The 2102-nt window shown below is 72.3% G+C and carries 1 protein-coding gene; it reads left to right on the forward strand.

What is annotated here, in order from left to right; translation table 11 throughout:
* Positions 1 to 3 precede the first annotated feature (3 nt).
* Positions 4 to 2102 (forward strand): FtsK/SpoIIIE domain-containing protein (locus ELR45_RS15875; protein ID WP_205856682.1); only part of this gene is annotated, 2099 nt, incomplete at its 3' end.

Consider the following 2102-nt stretch of genomic DNA (forward strand, 5'->3'; position numbering starts at 1 on the left):
TGGATGACGAAGCCGGCTCAGCGGCGGCGTCCGCGCGCCGTCGTCCGGGTGCTCGCCGGGCCTGAGGCCGGAGCCTCGATCGAGGTACATGGCGAGGCGCTGACCATCGGACGCTCCCGCGGCTGCACCGTCGTCCTGTCCGACCCGCTGGTCAGCCGGCTGCACGCCCGGGTGATGCTGACCGGCGGGCCGGTGGTGATGGATGAGGGGTCGGCGCACGGCACCAAGGCGGGCGGCAGGGAAGTCACCCGGCCGGTGAACGTCGGCTGGGGAGAGACGCTCGACGTCGGCGACACCCGGCTGCTGCTCGAGCAAGGTCACGGAGCCGACGGCGGCGGCCGTGCGGTCGCGGTGCTCCGTCCGCCCCGGTTCGGCGCCGCCCTCTCCGAGACGGAGCTCGACGTCAGCAGCCCGCCCACCAAGCCGGGAAGACAGGCGTTCCCGTGGGCCATGATGCTCATGCCGTTGATGATGGGCGGCGCGATGTTCCTGTTCACCCAGCGGGCGTACTCGCTGGTCTTCGCCTTCGGATTCCCGCTGATGATGCTCGCCAACCATTACATGCAGCAGCGGCAGAAGAGGCGAGAGCACGCCGAGGAACTCGCGGCGTGGCGGCAGGAGCTGCAGGAGGTTCTGGACGACCTCGACGCGACGGCGGCGATCCAGCGGCTGCACGCCGAGGACGACCATCCCGATCCCGACGTCGTCCGGTCCCGCGTCGCCGCCCGTGACCGCAGCCTGTGGGCCCGCACCGAGAGCGACGACGACTTCCTCACGGCACGGGTCGGCCGTGGCCCGGTGCCCGCGCTGGTCACGGCGAAGCCTCCGCGGGCCGGCGCCGGCAAGGGCACGGATCGCGACGCTCTGGCGACGATGCGGGCGGAGATCTCGGCCCGGGCTACGTTGCCGGACATGCCGGTCGCCGTTCCATTGCGAGACCACGGGCTGGTCGCCGTCGCCGGAAGCCAGGCCGACGTCGACGCGTGGGCACGCGCCGTGATCATGCGGCTGGCCGCCGCCCACTCGCCCGCCGATGTCTCGGTGGCCGCCGTGCTGGGACCGGGCCGCGCGCATATCGAGGCATGGCTGCGGTGGCTTCCGCACACGGCGCGGCGCACCGGAGGGGTGGCGCCGGTGGCGATCGGCGCGGTGGACGGGCAGACGTTGCTGGACCTCCTCTGCGCTGGAGAAGGCGGGTACGGCCACACGGTCTGCCTGGTCGACGAGGAGGCGGGGCTGCCGCGGCGTGCGGTCGAGGCGGTGGCCCGGGTCGCGCTCGAGCATCGTGTGCATCTGCTGTGGATCGGGTCGGACCCGGACCGGGTCCCCTCCTCGACGGGCGTTCTCGCCGACCTCACGGACACGACCGGCAAGGGTGTGCGGGAGCCGTCGACGCTTGCGAACGGGCAGGGGGTGGCGGTCGTCGCGCACCGGGACCGCGGCGGACTCGCGCCGCTCACCAGCGTGGACATGCTAGACCTCGCACCGGCCTGGAACACCGCGCGGCTGATGACCTCATATCGCGACGATGCGGCGGTGGCGTTGGCGGACACCGCACTGCCGGACGCGGTACGGCTGCCCGACCTCGGCTCGGACCTCAGCGACGCCGACGATGCCGATGCCGTGCTGCAGCGCTGGGCGGCGAGCCGTGGTCTGCGCGCGCAACTCGGCGCCGGCGCGGACGGGGTGGTGACCATCGACCTGCGAGACGACGGGCCGCACGGCCTGGTGGCCGGTACCACGGGCGCCGGTAAGAGCGAGCTGCTGCAGACGCTGATCTGCTCGCTGGCGCTGAACAACCCTCCGTCCAGAATCAGCTTCCTGCTCGTCGACTACAAGGGCGGCGCCGCCTTCCGGGAGTGCGCCGACCTGCCGCACACGGTCGGCTACATCACCGATCTCACCCCGGCTCTCGTGCAGCGGGCGCTGACCTCGCTGCACGCGGAGCTGACCACCAGGGAACACCAGCTCGCGGAGTACGGCGCGAAGGACCTTGTCGCCCTCGAACGCGAGCACCCGGGCGTGGCGCCGCCGAGCATGCTGATCGTCGTCGATGAGTTCGCCGCGCTGCTCGCCGAGGTTCCGGAGTTCGTCGACGGCAT

The sequence above is a fragment of the Phytoactinopolyspora endophytica genome (genome assembly GCF_004138495.1).
In the GTDB taxonomy this organism is placed as follows: domain Bacteria; phylum Actinomycetota; class Actinomycetes; order Jiangellales; family Jiangellaceae; genus Phytoactinopolyspora; species Phytoactinopolyspora endophytica.